17 protein-coding genes are annotated in these 14,756 nt (G+C 31.8%); 2 read left to right on the top strand and 15 right to left on the bottom strand.

The window, feature by feature from the left end; genetic code table 11:
* Window positions 1-48 precede the first annotated feature (48 nt).
* The 12 genes from DP68_RS03700 to DP68_RS03650 form a co-directional block, all read right to left on the bottom strand.
* Window positions 49-501 carry a VanZ family protein gene (locus tag DP68_RS03700; protein ID WP_035306248.1) on the bottom strand — a complete coding sequence of 151 codons (453 nt, stop codon included), beginning with the start codon at window positions 499-501 and terminating at the stop codon, window positions 49-51.
* A gap of 139 nt (window positions 502-640) precedes the next feature.
* Window positions 641-2,305: a S41 family peptidase gene (locus tag DP68_RS03695; protein WP_052085632.1), complete on the bottom strand. Its 1,665-nt coding sequence runs from the start codon at window positions 2,303-2,305 to the stop codon at window positions 641-643.
* Window positions 2,306-2,618: 313 nt separating this feature from the next.
* Entirely contained in the window at window positions 2,619-3,299 is a 681-nt protein-coding gene (locus DP68_RS03690) for a hypothetical protein (protein ID WP_363330943.1), read from the bottom strand.
* Window positions 3,300-3,421: 122 nt separating this feature from the next.
* Window positions 3,422-3,553, bottom strand: a complete 132-nt coding sequence (locus DP68_RS19430) for a hypothetical protein (protein ID WP_291547071.1) — start codon at window positions 3,551-3,553, stop codon at window positions 3,422-3,424.
* Between the two features lie 173 nt (window positions 3,554-3,726).
* Complete coding sequence (locus tag DP68_RS03685; RefSeq protein WP_035306245.1) at window positions 3,727-4,422, bottom strand: ABC transporter ATP-binding protein; 696 nt, start codon at window positions 4,420-4,422, stop codon at window positions 3,727-3,729.
* Window positions 4,415-5,572, bottom strand: a complete 1,158-nt coding sequence (locus tag DP68_RS03680) for an ABC transporter permease (RefSeq protein WP_035306243.1) — start codon at window positions 5,570-5,572, stop codon at window positions 4,415-4,417. Before DP68_RS03680 ends, DP68_RS03685 begins: the two co-directional genes overlap by 8 nt.
* 187 nt (window positions 5,573-5,759) lie before the next feature.
* Window positions 5,760-5,975 carry a DUF2922 domain-containing protein gene (locus DP68_RS03675; RefSeq protein ID WP_035306241.1) on the bottom strand — a complete coding sequence of 72 codons (216 nt, stop codon included), beginning with the start codon at window positions 5,973-5,975 and terminating at the stop codon, window positions 5,760-5,762.
* 20 nt (window positions 5,976-5,995) lie between these two features.
* Window positions 5,996-6,214, bottom strand: a complete 219-nt coding sequence (locus DP68_RS03670) for a DUF1659 domain-containing protein (RefSeq protein ID WP_035306239.1) — start codon at window positions 6,212-6,214, stop codon at window positions 5,996-5,998.
* A gap of 142 nt (window positions 6,215-6,356) precedes the next feature.
* Window positions 6,357-7,094, bottom strand: a complete 738-nt coding sequence (locus DP68_RS03665) for a CpsD/CapB family tyrosine-protein kinase (protein ID WP_035306237.1) — start codon at window positions 7,092-7,094, stop codon at window positions 6,357-6,359.
* A gap of 55 nt (window positions 7,095-7,149) precedes the next feature.
* Window positions 7,150-7,890: a Wzz/FepE/Etk N-terminal domain-containing protein gene (locus DP68_RS03660; protein ID WP_052085631.1), complete on the bottom strand. Its 741-nt coding sequence runs from the start codon at window positions 7,888-7,890 to the stop codon at window positions 7,150-7,152.
* Window positions 7,891-8,205: 315 nt separating this feature from the next.
* Window positions 8,206-8,787, bottom strand: coding sequence for a sigma-70 family RNA polymerase sigma factor (locus DP68_RS03655; RefSeq protein WP_052085630.1), 582 nt, complete (start codon window positions 8,785-8,787; stop codon window positions 8,206-8,208).
* Between the two features lie 46 nt (window positions 8,788-8,833).
* Window positions 8,834-9,499, bottom strand: coding sequence for a hypothetical protein (locus tag DP68_RS03650; RefSeq protein WP_035306235.1), 666 nt, complete (start codon window positions 9,497-9,499; stop codon window positions 8,834-8,836).
* A gap of 189 nt (window positions 9,500-9,688) precedes the next feature.
* On the opposite strand from DP68_RS03650, the gene DP68_RS18820 reads away from it, so the two are divergent.
* Together DP68_RS18820 and DP68_RS03645 are read left to right on the top strand one after the other, a co-directional pair.
* Window positions 9,689-10,624, top strand: coding sequence for a DnaD domain protein (locus DP68_RS18820; RefSeq protein ID WP_052085629.1), 936 nt, complete (start codon window positions 9,689-9,691; stop codon window positions 10,622-10,624).
* Window positions 10,611-11,309, top strand: a complete 699-nt coding sequence (locus DP68_RS03645; protein ID WP_052085628.1) for an ATP-binding protein — start codon at window positions 10,611-10,613, stop codon at window positions 11,307-11,309. Before DP68_RS18820 ends, DP68_RS03645 begins: the two co-directional genes overlap by 14 nt.
* 356 nt (window positions 11,310-11,665) lie before the next feature.
* Here the strand turns inward: DP68_RS03645 and galU are convergent, their stop codons facing one another.
* The 3 genes from galU to DP68_RS03625 all read right to left on the bottom strand — a co-directional run bounded on the left by galU (window position 11,666) and on the right by DP68_RS03625 (window position 14,618).
* Window positions 11,666-12,583 carry a UTP--glucose-1-phosphate uridylyltransferase GalU gene (gene galU / locus DP68_RS03635; RefSeq protein ID WP_035306231.1) on the bottom strand — a complete coding sequence of 306 codons (918 nt, stop codon included), beginning with the start codon at window positions 12,581-12,583 and terminating at the stop codon, window positions 11,666-11,668.
* 158 nt (window positions 12,584-12,741) lie between these two features.
* Window positions 12,742-12,972: a 4Fe-4S dicluster domain-containing protein gene (locus DP68_RS03630; RefSeq protein ID WP_035306229.1), complete on the bottom strand. Its 231-nt coding sequence runs from the start codon at window positions 12,970-12,972 to the stop codon at window positions 12,742-12,744.
* Window positions 12,973-13,382: 410 nt separating this feature from the next.
* The gene (locus DP68_RS03625) at window positions 13,383-14,618 is read right to left on the bottom strand and encodes an oligosaccharide flippase family protein (RefSeq protein WP_052085627.1); all 1,236 of its coding nucleotides are present in this window, start codon (window positions 14,616-14,618) and stop codon (window positions 13,383-13,385) included.
* Window positions 14,619-14,756 lie beyond the last annotated feature (138 nt).

The raw sequence follows: 14,756 nt of genomic DNA, 5'->3' as shown, positions 1-14,756 counted from the left end.
TAAGGGACCAAACCCCTGGGATTTGCCCCCAGGGGTCTGGCCCCTTTTTTACATCAACTTGCCACTTGCCACGTGGGTGGCACTTTTTATTTTCATAAGTATACCTGCAAAAATCCCACCTGAAGTATCAATTAAAACATCTCTAAACTTTCCTTCTCTTCCTGGAATAAAGATTTGATGAAACTCATCGGAGCAGGCATATAAAAATGTTATTACCAAGGATATAATCAAACTTTGCCTTAAAGAAGATGTGTCTTGTAAAGCATTAAATAACAATGCATATAATATAAAATATTCCGTAAAGTGACCCGCTTTTCTAACTATAAAATTAGCAAGTTCTCCAAAATAACTGTTTAAGTCTATGCCTAAAGCATTTAAGATTTTTAATACAAATCCACTTTTTTCATCTGATACAGCTGCAGGATCATTGGAAAATAAAAATATGACTATCATCCAAGCTAGTACCAATATCCATTTAAAATATGTTTTATTCCATTTCATAATAAAACTTCCCCATCCTTTATTTCAACTTTCTTAAAATCATATAACAACAATTTAAGTATATCATAATTATTAATGAAAATGTTGCTGTCTACAATAAGAGCCAAACCCCTGGTTAAATTACCCAGGAGTCTGGCCCCTAATTTATTACTTTAACCTTTGTTACTGTTTCCTTTCTTAACTTCTTGCCCTCTTCATCCTTTACCTTGTCACTTACTACAAGATAGTACGAGCCCTGTTGTAATTCATCTTTTAAGCTTATGGTAGCTTTACTACCCTGTGTTACTTCTATATTTGCTGATATACGCTGTCCAGTATCCCCATTTATTAGTTCAATAGTTTCATTATTTGCAGTTTTAGGATCTACTGCCTTATTAAACTTTATGGTAAATGTTTTATCTTTACTATTTTTAGTTAAGCTTTTTAAAACCTTATCGTTAGGATATAAAAGATTTGTCTTATCTTCCAAGTTTCTATCTAAACCTTCACTAGCAAAACTTGTCCATCCACTTCCCTTACCTAAGAACAAGTTATCAGTATCTGTATTATCTATAAGATATTTATAAGCTTCCCAGTTTTCATCTTTTCTAGCTTCATTCATATTTATATAAAAGCTTTCATTATTAATTAAAACCTTTATATAACCTTGTTTATTATCTAATGACTCTATATTCTTACTATTATCTGCTTCACTTAAAAGAAGATCTGATAAATATAATGAATCAATATCCTTATCATCCACCTGAAAATCTGGACTTACTCCCACGTGATTAATAGTATTTTTATATGGAGATAAAAATTCATAGGTAGTGAGCTTAATAAAACTTCCATCACTTAAAGGAAATATACCTTGAGCAACTCCCTTTCCATAAGTAGTTTTCCCAATAAAAATAGCTTTCTTATAATCCTTTATCGCTGCTGATAAAAGTTCAGAAGCACTGGCACTATACTGATTGATTAAAAAGATTACCGGCTTGTCTATTATCATGTCATGTTTATAAGCTTTAAAACTTGTCGAAGCTCCTGTCCCATTTTTTATTATCATAAGAGACTTGTCTCCTATAAAATATCCCCCAATGTCCATAGCTGCCTCTACATATCCTCCTGGATTATATCTTAAATCCACTATATATGACTCTACATTTGCCTCTTCCAGCTTTTCTAGGTTTTGTTTAAACTCATCTGGTGTACCTTCTCCAAATGAATTAATTTCTATATATCCTATATGATTGTTTAAAACTTCACCTTCTACTGTAGGCAGAGATATTTGCTTTCTTATTACATTAACCTCAAAGGTGCTTGAATCTCTTTTTATAACAAGATGTACACTTGTTCCTTCTTCTCCCTTTATGTAACTTATAGCCTGTTCTGAAGATAATCCCTTTAAAGCAATATCATTTGCTTTTACAATAATATCTCCCACTTTTAATCCCGATTCTTCTGCTGGAGAAGTGTTAAAAACACTAGTTATCTTTACCCCCTCTTCATCCGTAAGCACCTGTATACCAATACCCGTAAAGTTATTATCTATACTACTGATGAAACTTTCATATTCTTCTTTAGTAAAATAAGTAGAATAAGGGTCGTTAAGCTGCTTTACCATGTCTTCTATAGAACTAGAGTTTAAGACCTCATCAGAAACATCATTTAAATAATAATTTTGGATTATATTTCTAGCTTCTAATAAAGGACTAGCTTCTGCTGCATTGACATATGAATAATTAAAGCTGCTTATAAATATTACTAAGGTTGCAACAATTCCTATGGTTTTAGTTTGTGCCTTTTTCATATTAAATAATTTCATAAAGTTCTCCCCCGTATATCACATATGTAATGATATTAAAGTGTATTCTGTTGATATTATTATATCAAATCATTTAATATAAAAATACATTTTTTTCTAGATGGAAGCTAGAGACTTCAGGTAGAGTTGCTTTTAGATAGTGGGAAGAACCTATCTGTTATTAATGTTAAAGTATTATGAGTAAATAAGAAACTGGGTCTGTCGCATTAAGAAATTAAACCGCAATATATTGTTTTAGAATTTAAAAATCTAATACAATATATTGTAGTTTTTATTCTTTGTGCGACAGCCCCAGTTTTTATTAAACTAGAAATTATCTAGGATCTTCCTCATTACAAAAGTATTTAAACCTTGGCTGTGTCTGAATATAATATCCTGACCTGACATGGCAAGTCCAGCTTTGAAAAATTGATTTCCAGTCAGTTCTTTGGAAAAAGGTCTCAATAGGATTTATTACTGTAGAATCCCACTCTAATATTAAGAATGGAGAAATTCCAAAAGACCATATTCCATTTTGCTCTACACCTGTTTCCCTAATAAGAAGTAAGGGTAATCCGTATTCATAAGCCATTGCAGGTTCAATTTGTGCAAAAGGACTTCCTACCCATGTTGTAGTTTCTATAGGCTGCAAAAGATTGTCTTCAATAATATTAACCCTTCGTTGCCTTAAATTAAGGGACACCATTCCGTAGCTGGATAAAATCATTCTGCGAATATTGGTAATCGGTGTTTCAGGATATTGTTCAGTTATAGGTAATGTTCTTGGAAAAAGCAGTTCTTTTCTAATCTTTCTTATTATGGCATCCACAAACTGCTGCTGAACCACATTTAGTCTACTTGGGTGACTTAAAAACGTTGGTATTCTAAATGAAAGATTTGAAGATTCTTGCATCAATTCTGTGGGATGCTCTGGACATATCGTGGCAATATTTTTTTGTATATTTACGGATTGCTTTTGAGAATTTATATTAATTTTGTTATCTACTCTATTCATTTCCATGATATTCACACCCCAATATATATTATGGAACGGGGTTCGAGTATGTGCAATAATCAAGAGTATATGAATGTGGATTCAGGTGAGAAGCTGGAATTCTTCATGAAATATTCATTTTCTTAGTTTAGAGGCTTGTTTACTTTTGCTGATCCTTGTGATGCAGGTACTGTCTTTGGTTCTGACATAATCTCTAGTATTCTCTGTTCTGCTTGTTCCTGGGTTAACACCTTGCCCTTATTCGGCTTTTTCATAATAAAAATCAACTCCTTTAAAAATTTATAGTTTCTATAAATAAAAGTTTTTAATCAAATAATATAGAGACCATAATGACTTTTATTAGCATTATGGTCTCCAACTAAATTTGCCTCAATTTATATTATATCACATTTAAACAAAACTTGCTGAAAATACACTTTTTTGTCACTTACACTTTCTCCCAGGGGTCTGGCCCCAAAACTTTTCCGTCTTTTATTTCAATTATTCTGTCTGCCTTTTTAGCAATCCTCTCATCATGAGTTATTATGACAAAGGTGGTTTTAAAGTTTTTATTTATATCTCTAAATATGTTATATATATCCTCTGCTGAGTTAGAATCTAGATTTCCTGTGGGCTCATCTGCCAGTATAATCTTAGGATTATTCATAAGTGCCCTTGCAATGGCAACTCTTTGCTGCTGCCCGCCAGATAAATCATAAACCCTTTTCTTCTTAATTTCTGAAAGTCCAACTAAATCTAAAAGCATTTCTGCCCTTTCTCGAGTTTTTCTCCCGTGAAAAATGTTACTTATAGTATGGGGCATAAGTACATTTTCTAGAGCATTAAACTCCGGGAGAAGATAATGAAATTGAAATACAAATCCTATCTTTTTGTTTTTAAGTGCTGCTAAAGCTCCTCTCCCCATTTTATCAATTCTTTTATTTTCAATATAAACCTCTCCACTTGTAGGTTTGTCTAATGTTCCCATTATATTTAAAAGAGTAGTTTTGCCACTGCCCGAAGCTCCTATTATGGAGTTAAAGGAACCTTCCTCAATAGATATATTCACATCATGTAATACTTCAGTCTTAACCCTTCTTCCATATATCTTGCTTATATTCTTAAGTTCTATAATACTATCCATTTTTAATTACCTCCATTGCACTTAATCTAAGTGATTTTAATGCTGGAAATATTGCAGCTAAAATTGAAGCTCCTACAGAAATTAAAGAGGAAAGAACTATAAACCTATTATTGATAATTATGTTCACAATCGGCTTTCCATCAGAGGCAACTATGTATCTATTAAAACCTTTTATATATAATAATGTGAATAAAATCCCTAAGGCTGTTCCTATTACTCCTAAAATAATAGCCTCCAGTAAAAATATAAGAGCTGCAGTAGCATCTTTTATTCCCATGGCCTTTAAAATACCAATTTGCTTATATTTTTGTACCACACTTATATTAAGAATACTCGTTATACTAAGTACCGCTGCAAGGAGCACAAAAAACTGAATTATAATGGAACAAATCTTTTGCCCAACTATAGCACTAGCTACAAACTTATTTTGTTCCTTCCAATTTTCCACTTTTAAATCTCTGTCCTTAAGATGATTTTGTATGTCCCTTCCAATATAATCTGCATTGTAAGCATCTTTAACTGAAATCTCCATAGAAGTAATCTTATCTCCAAGGCCAGATAAACCCTGAGCAGTATTTAAATCAGTTATAATCCATGCACTATTTAGCTTTACTGCCCCTAAATCATAAAAGCCTGCTACAGTAAGCTGAGTCTTCATTCCCTTAAAATTTACTATATCTATTTTATCTCCAATATTTATATTTAACTTATTCTTTAATTCCTTTCCAATAAGAGCTTGTCCGGATTTATTAATCATCTTTCCTTCATAAACCTTATTTTTCATATCATAAAGTGTATTAATATCCTCAGGAAGTAATCCTCTAACTTGTACATTTTTCTTCTTATCCCCTAAACTTATAAAGGTATAATAATCAGCTACTGGTGCTACCGTAGTTATATCCATATCTACAGAGCTTATCTTATCTTTTACATTCTTCCAAGCTTCTATATCTTCTTTAGTTGATGATGTGACACTAATATGTACAAAGCTTCCTACTACCTTGCTTAAAAGGCTTTTTTCAAGTCCCTGGCTTATAAGTCCTATAAAAATCTGCACAGATACCGCTATAGCAATACCAATAGCTATAATACAGGTTTGTATCTTGCTGCTTTTTAAAAATCGTACGGCTATTTTTAAAGATGTTAACATAACTAATCCCCCATTAAGTTATAATTGTTATATCAATAACTTAAGTATACCATAACTTTTCCAAATTCAACGCAGTATAATATTTACCAGCATAGTATTATACTTTAACTGCACAATCATAGTTAAAGCTATAAATTATAAAATATAAAACTTTACCCCTGAGATAACTACTCTCAGGGGCTGCTAACTACAATTCTATTTCAGTTTTTTCTCTGTCTACCACGTAAGCACCGCTCTTGCTGACTAAATCGCCATCTTTAGTTTCAAATACATTTTGAGCAATTATAGTGTCCATAAGAGTATTTGCTTCTGCAGGAGTTACCGCATCCTTTATATTATTCACAGTAATGCTTGTCTTTTTTCCTCCAACGTTCACAAAGGATAAAACTAAACTCTTAGCCATAAATCATTCCTCCTTTTTAATTAGCCAAGCACGCTATCTTCTTCTTTTTTAACATATAAAAGTCCATTTTTAAGTACAGGTGCCATTGCCTGTGCCACAGCATTTAAGGCATCATCAGTTGCAGCAGTCTTGATTTTGGAGAATCTTTGACTTCCAAGAACGTCTTTGCCCTCGTCGTCTGTTCCCACTACATATTCAAGAATTAAAGACTTTTTAACCATATCAGCTGTAACAGCCATACTATCCACTCCCTTCATTATCACATCTCAATTCATTAAGATGTTTCACTATTTAATATGCAATAAAAAAGAAAGTGAGAAAAAATAAAACTCAGCAAACTCTCTCTATTCTTTGCTGAGCTGTTTCATTATTACTTGTGTTTTACCCAAAGTGTCTGACCCCTATATTAAATAATCTTTTTCTTTTCTTACATTCATAATCTTCCGAATAATAATTATAGTATCTAGCTCCATAATATCCTTTATTACTTGTATCTACCTTATTTAATACTACACCCAGTATCTTAGCTCCTACCTTATCTAAAAGACCTTTTGCCTTCATAGCTGCACCTCTATCCGTCTGACCTGATGCTACAACAAGTATGCAGCCATCTACATATGTGGATAAAAGCTGAGCATCTGTTACTGCAACTATAGGTGGAGTGTCTATTATAATTGAGTCATATTTCTCTTTTAGCCTCTGTAAAAACCTTTTCATTTTTTCTGAGGATAAAATTTCTGATGGATTTGGAGGCTTGGTTCCTGAAGGAAGCATTTCTAAATTCTCTATTTGTGTTTTATAAACTGCATCTTTAAATTCCACTTCATCTGCTAGTATATTTGATAATCCACATTCATTGGATAATCCAAATACCTTATGGATACTTGGTTTTCTTTGATCACAATCTATAAGTATGGTTTTACTTCCCGTTTGAGCCATTACAATTGCTAAATTACAAGCAGTTGTAGATTTTCCTTCATTAGGACCTGAACTTGTAATAACTAAAGATTTTATTTCTTTATCAAAGGATGAAAATTTTATGTTAGTTCTAAGTGTTCTATACGCTTCTGATATAGGATTCATAGGGTTCTTTATGGAAATTAAGTATGATTCATTCATCTTTCTCACTCCAATTACACTATAATAATTATTTTTAAAAAAGAAAAATGCGAGCTTAAACTTCTACTTGTTTTGATACCATTGTTCTTTTTGACAGGATAGTTGTGTTTGTATTTGCCTCTGGCAGCTGTGGAATTATTCCTATACCAGGTAGTCCTAAATATCTTTTAACATCATCTTCAGTTTTTATAGTCTTGTCCATATATTCTAGTACAAATGTAACAGCTACAGATATCATAATTCCTAAGAAGAAAGCCATAACTACGTTAAGAGCCCTTTTAGGAGTTATTGGGCTTTTAGGAACACTAGCTCTATCTAATACTCCAATGGTTCCTCCTGTTGGGAATACTGCTTTAGCTTCCTCCATGAAAGCTGAAGTTACTGCATCTATTACTGCTGCAGCTTCTTTAGAACTTTTATTTTCTGCCTTTATCTCAAGTATTTGAGTCTCCTGCTGAGGCATCACACTTATCATAGATAAAATTTGCTTAGGTGTATATTTAAGCTTTAACTTAACGGCTGCATTATCCGCCACTCTTTCAGACTGTGCAATTACAGCATAGGTTTTTAATAACTTTTGGTACATTGTAACATCATTATTTTGTAGTTTACCTTCAGCTAACTGTGCTTTACCCACTATTATACTTGTTCTTGCTTCGTATATGGGTTTTATTATAAAAAAACTTACTATTGCCGATAACAATGTACATGCTATTGTTATGGCTGCTATTAACTTAATTCTTTTTCTAAGGATCATAAGAATTTCTCTAAAATCTAGATTTATTTCCTTTTCCATAAAGCTCCTCCCCCTTTGTTAAGCTTAATTTTATATATTTATTCACCGCTTAGTGACTGCATAAAAATTTAATCTCCAAATCTGTCCTAAAACCATTATACAACACACTTTATCCATATTTCCATTAATTTTGGTAAATAATTCAAGGTATTTTTTTCTATAATTTCTTTTTAAATTTCATTTAAATATCCCTATTAATAGGAGACTTAAACTGCAATAAAATACAAAAAACTCGATAATTATGAATTATTACCCTTCGTAATTGTCGAGTTTAATAAGTATGGTATTTTTAAGTTTTAACAAATTATTTAGTTGCTACTTTAAAAACTCCTTAAGTTTTTGAAGTATCTGCCGCATCCTATACCTGCCCTGATTATAACTAATCCCCTTTACCTTTGAGTATTCCTTAAGACTTTTCCTATCAATATACACCCATTTAATCATTTCCTTTTCTTCTTTACTTAATTTTTCAATGCCCTGTCTAAGTCTTTTGTAAGTTTCCTTCTTTAAATACTCCTCCTCTAAATTAAAGTTATTCTCTAGTCCGTCTTGCAGTGTCAGCCCTTCCCCTGTTTCAAATTCCATGCTGTATTCCGTATTGTGCCGGGATTCCTGTCTTATAAGGTAATAAAAGTTTCTCTTAATTGATGCCAGTGCATAATAATTAAAATTCTTATTACTGGGCTTGTACATTTTTATTGCTTTTATAAGGCTTACATATCCCATTTGAATTAAATCCTCCATTTCATAACCCTTTACATAGGTACAGTGAGCTTGTTTTGTTATATAGGGGTTAAAATACTTAATTAAGTCTTCTAAAGATTTTTTATCTCCACTTTGAGCTTTAAGAGCTAATTCTTCTAAATGCATAGAGTTTTCTTTCTTAAAGTCATTCATATTCAAAAGGTTCTCCTTTCAATAATAATGCTAGTGGATATTAAAATTAAGCTGATATATACTTAAATACCTCTGCCATAAGCTCTGCCTCATCTTTATGTTCTTTCCCCCACATATACATTTGCTCCTTTGCTTGTCTTTGAAACCTTTCAATCCTTTTTAAAGCTGTATGATATCTTAATCCTCTCTCCCTTGCATAGGCTTCAACAGTAATATCTTGATTTTTTAAAATAAACTCCAGTACATCTTTACTTTGATCACTTAACTTATCCTCAATAGTACTAATTAAAGGACTATATACAAGTTCATCTTCTACAGTGTGAAGCATTACTTCACTAGATTCTTCAGCAAGCATATCAAGGTATCCATCTTCGCCATAGGTTTCTCTTAAATATTTATCTTCCTTCCTCATTTTTCTTCTTTTCTCTCTTTTTCTAAACATATTTATAAAAAAGTTTTTCATTGATTTTATAACATAATATTGATTTACTTTTTTATTTTCCTTTTCAATTTTTTCATACAGCTCAAAAAGAGCCATAATTGATTGTGAAATAAGCTCCTCTAAGTCCTGCCAAGCAAAATATTTGCTATTACAGCATCTTTTAGCATATGAAATTATACATCTTTCAATATCATCCCAATGCTGTGATGTTTCTTCTCCAAACACATACTGTATTTCATCTAATAATCTTTTAGCTTCATAATCTGTCATGTTATAACACTCCCCCCACATAATACTTATATTTACACATTAGTATAATTTATCCCTGTATATTATATAAAACAAATAAGTCTCTCCAAAAAAGACAGCGAAATAAAAAAAGTTTTTTTATTTTGCTGTCTTTTTTGAGAAAGCTGATTTGTTTATGTATGTAGGAGCATTTTTAAGGAGGAAAACATAATGGATAAAAAATGTGTTGTTATTGATGTAAATCTAGCAGTAGTGCTTGGAGTATCTGAAAGTATAATAGTTCAGCAGATGAGCTATTGGCTTGAAAAATCCACTCATATCATAGAAGGAAGACCTTGGATATTTAATAGCTATGCAAATTGGCAAAAACAGCTGCCCTTCTTTTGTGAAAGCACCATAAGAAGACTTATAAAAAAACTTGAAGACATGGGAATAATCCTATCTGGAAATTTCAACAAATGTAAGATGGATAAAACTAAGTGGTACAGCATAGATTATGATGCCTTAAATAGGCTTCAACAAAAAGATGATAACTTAACCTATGCTAATAAAGAGCAAATGGATGAAACCACTCACGAGGAGAACTGCTCAAACTTAGCAGTGGATGAGATTAATTTAACTAAAGCAATACCAGAGAGTACTCCTGAGACTACTCCAAAGGATGTTGTAGTAGTAGAAGAGGTCAGCCGCTTGGAAGAAAAAGCAGGCTTTGATGAGGTTATAAACTTTTTCAGCTCAAACCTTCACCTGCCCACTCCCCATGAGCGTGAAAAGCTAAGGCTTTTGTATGAGGATTTAAAAGGCGGAGATTTAATCATAAGGGCCATGGAAATTGCTGTGGAAAACAGAGTTAGAACCTTTAGATACATAGAATCTATCCTGTATAACTGGATAGATCTTAATTTGCATAGCTTAAGTGAAGTTCATGAGTATATGCAAAACTATAAAGCCTCTACCCCTGGGGTAACAAAGGAAAGAAAGGATGATAATCATGGAACAAAGAAATATTCAAACTGGGGAGACAGACAACATTCAATCTATAATAAAAAGGCTCAGGGAGAAGTCCAAGGAAAATATGCAGGATTTAGAGCTGAGGAACCAGAGCTTCCAGAATTCACAGAAGAAGACTTTGATGAATTTTTATGATGTTTGTCCTATATGCCGTGGAGTTGGATTTATTGTGAAGAGTGATGGAAAGTATCAAGATATTATAACTCCCTGCAGCTGCACTATGAAAAGTAATATTAAGTCCAAGTGGAAACTTGCAGGGCTAAATGTGGATAGCTCCCAGCTTAATTTAAAAAACTATAAGATATATAATGCTGTAAGCAGAAAATGCAAAATGGCAGCTTTAAACTACCTTAAAAGTTTTAATGAAATAAAACACACAAAAAATAACAGCATAGCTTTTCTTGGACAAGTTGGCAGTGGTAAAACTCACCTGTGCACGGCTATAGCTCTTAATTTAATGGACAAGGGAGTAAAGGTTATTTACATGCCCTATAGGGATGTTATAACTAAAATTAAGCAAAATATGCTGGATGGAGAATGCTACAGCTTAATTCTTGGAAAATACAAAACCTCAGAGCTTATAGTAATAGATGACTTATTTAAAGGCAAAATCACCGAATCAGATATAAACATTATGTTTGAAATAATAAATTATAGGTATTTAAATAACTTTCCCATGATAATTTCCAGCGAATACACCATGGAAAAACTTCTAGAACTTGATGAAGCAGTAGGAAGCCGAATACTTGAAATGTGCAGGGGTAATACCCTAGAAATACAAGGGAAGGAAAATAACTATAGGGTTAATGGTGAAAATTAATGAATAAAATACCCAATGTGTTCTCCCTACTTTTGTATAGCAGATGGTAACCACCGAGTAATGGCCAAGTATGCAGCAGGTGAAACTACAATTCAAGCATATATACTAGATCCTGAACATCACCTTGAAGCGATGCTTTTTAATGTTCATCGCACCTTATTTAAAGTTCATTATAATCTTAATGAGCTTAGTAAATGTATGAGCTTGGAAAGACCCATTAGGTATATGAAGTTGCTGCCACTAAAATAGAAATAACGAATAATAAAAAACTCAGCAAAATGGAGAGCATATCATTTCTCTTCATTCTACTGAGTTCTACTATCTTGCAGTTAATCTCAGGCACCTGACCTCTGGATTTATTTGGTTGCTGCTGCCTCTTCAGAAGAAATAGTAGAGCTCTTAATTTCCTCTGCTTTAATTGTATTTAATAAGTATTCCATGAAAGGTTCTCTTAAATCTTCTCTTTTTAAAGCCATTTCAACTGTGGCTTGTAGGTATCCTAATTTATCTCCAACGTCATGTCTTCTGCCTTCAAACTCATAGGCATAAATTGCTTGCTGAGATAATAATGTTTTTAATGCATCCGTTAACTGAATTTCTCCACCCTTACCTGGCTCTGTGTTTTCTAAAATATTAAATATTTCAGGCATAAGTATATATCTGCCTAGAATTGCTATGTCTGATGGAGCTTCTTCCATGCTTGGCTTTTCTATTAAGTCTTTAACCTTGCAAATTCTGCCTTCTATCTTTAAATCTTTAACAATACCATACTTAGAAACTTCACTTTGTGCCACACGCTGAACCCCAAGTACTGATGTCTTATATTCACTAAAACAATCTATAAGCTGCTTTAAACAAGGTACTTCATTGTCTACCACATCATCACCAAGCATTACAGCAAAGGGCTCGTTGCCTACAAAGCTCTTAGCGCAATGTATAGCATGTCCTAGCCCTTTAGGCTCCTTTTGTCTAATGAAATGTATATTTGCTAAATGGCTTATATCCCGTACCACCTTAAGCAAATCCTGTTTATTTTTTTGTTCTAGTTCTAACTCTAATTCCACAGATTTATCAAAATGATCCTCTATACTTCTCTTATTTCTACCAGTAATTATAAGTATTTCTTCTATCCCCGACTCTACCGCTTCTTCTATAATATATTGAATAGTAGGCTTGTCTACTATAGGAAGCATTTCCTTTGGCTGAGCTTTAGTTGCTGGTAGAAATCTTGTTCCTAATCCTGCTGCTGGAATTACTGCTTTTCTGATTTTCATTTATAACTCCCCCCAATAAATTCTGTAACTCTTTTCTTGGCTACTGTCGATTTTTGTACTATTTTTTCTGTGTTTTTTCGATCGCCTGTAATTTTATAGATACAGGCTTAATTATAACTTATTATATAAGTGACTACCTCTCAAAAGCTAATTCAGCATTATTCATCTTGCTGAACTTTTTTAAAAACACAAACTTTCAAACACATGTAGCATCTAACACATTTGCTCTCATTTATCACTGGATATACAAATCCTTCTTCATCTGTTTTCATACTTATTGCATCTTTTGGGCAAATAGCATAACATGCAGTACAACCACAACAATCTTCTTTTTTTTCATACAAAATAGGTAAATCCTTTTCTGATTTGATTAAATTAATTGCTCGCATAATAAATTATCCCTTTCCATTTCCAATATTATCTGGTGAATTGTTTATTGACTTCCATATAAAAGCTATATAATTAATCTTTATAGTTAAATAGCCTAAATTATTTTATCAATTGTTTTTAATTGAATATTAATATAATGCACTATTAATTGGTACCAACCTCTATCTTCCTCGCAAAAGCTTAAAAGTCTTATATTTTTGCTGCTCTACCATACTCAATATTAGCTCTTATCATTATCTTAAATATTTATTAGTCACCTTGCCTTAAGATATTGATAGAGATAAATTATGTGTTAATTAAAAAACTCAGATATTTATTCTTCTACTATGTAATCAAATATGAAACTCTCTCAATTGTCTAAAAAACTTTAAATTATTAAATAATATTCTTTTAATTTCTATTTTTAAAACTATAATCTATTTATTTTTCTGAAACCTTTATATACCGCCCAAACTCTAATGCATAAAACGACAAATTCAGTTAAGCATGTACAAATGCAAATGGTGTAAACATTTAGTATATCTAAATAATACAAGGCTATTAAACCTAAACATTGAAATATTGAACCAATTACATTAGAAGCATTTGCATATTTGGTCATATTTAATGGTGTTAGTACTGGATATCCTAATAAATAACTAGGCAAAGCAATGATAATCAATGGTAGCATATACCTTAAAATATTAGTCGCTTCTATATATTCCTTGCCAAACATAATCATACATATTTCTTTTGCAAATATAGCTATAATTATGCAACTTACAACTAAAATAACCTCACCTATTAAAATTATATTTTTTATCAACCTATAATTTTTATGTCGAATCATATAAGGATATATACTATCTGAAATCGGCGTTATTGCCCCTCTTCCAGCAGTAATTAGTCTTTCTGATGCTGAATAAAAACCCAATATGCTTCCAGAAGGATATATAAATCCTAAAACAAGTGTATTCATTGCCGTATAAGCTGTACTTGCAGCCCTAGAAACAAAGAATTGAACCGACTCAAATAATGTTTCTTTCACCTCATAAAAGCTAACTTTTACAAATCTCAACTTTAGCTTTTTTAATACATGTGCATATACTGCTAATACAGCTCCTAATGACCCCAAAATATAAAAGCATGGTACAAATCTATACTGCGTTTGATCTTTTACTGTTATAAAAATACATATAGTAAAAAAAATTTTTACCATAACTGTTCTAAAAGTAACAATCTTCATATTTTCAATGCCACGATACAAAAAATCTGGAATTAACGAGTTGATGGACATATAGAGAAAATATAATACATATAATACCCAATCACTTCGGAATATTGGAATAAAAATCAAAATTATACCTATACATACTGATGAAATTAAAATTAAAATGAGTTTACAAATAACAACGCTAGTCATAATTTTTGATAATTTAATATTATCTGCCCTATTAGCAGCTACTCTAGCAGTAGCAGAATATAAAAATCCAAAATCAAGTACCAATTGAATATACACAGCAAATGCAGTAGCAAATCCAATTTTCCCGTAGACTTCAGCACCTAATACACGAGTTAGATATGGAACTGTAATAAATCCAAAGACATAATTAGAAAAAGTAAGAATATATAGCATTATGGTATTTATTAAAAGTTTATTTTTCATCTTATCTATCCCTTCAAATATGTACACATTAGTAAAGAGTAAAAATATAATTCTATTCTTTTAATTTCACATTTACTAATGAAAAAGTAATACACCTGATATCATAAAACTTCATAATTATATAAATAATGTATAAAC

This window comes from Clostridium sp. HMP27 (assembly GCF_000765165.1).
Lineage (GTDB): Bacteria > Bacillota > Clostridia > Clostridiales > Clostridiaceae > Clostridium_AK.
This window is presented reverse-complemented; position numbering and strand designations above follow the sequence as displayed.